Raw genomic sequence first — 227 nt, 5'->3', positions numbered from 1 at the left:
GAGGACTACAACCCCACCGACAACGCCGTGGCCGAGCGCGTCAACGGCATAATAAAGCAGGAGGCCGTAAACCGCCGACGCGCCTTCGCCGACATCGCCACGGCCGGCGAGGCCATCGGCAGGTACATCGACTTTTACAACACGCGCAGGCCCCACATGAGCATCGGCAACAACACCCCGGAGACGGCGCACGCCGGGAGCGGCGAACAAAAACGGCTGTGGAAAAG

Annotated in this window: 1 protein-coding gene; it reads left to right on the top strand. The window is 63.9% G+C overall.

Going from position 1 to position 227, the window contains the following annotated elements:
• The coding region (locus tag H6A34_RS15735) for an integrase core domain-containing protein (RefSeq protein WP_239480915.1) at positions 1-227 on the top strand (227 nt) is incomplete at both ends.

This window comes from Marseilla massiliensis (genome assembly GCF_016899855.1).
GTDB lineage: Bacteria > Bacteroidota > Bacteroidia > Bacteroidales > Bacteroidaceae > Prevotella.
Note: the sequence above shows the minus strand (reverse complement) of the source record. Positions and strands in the feature narration are given on the sequence as shown.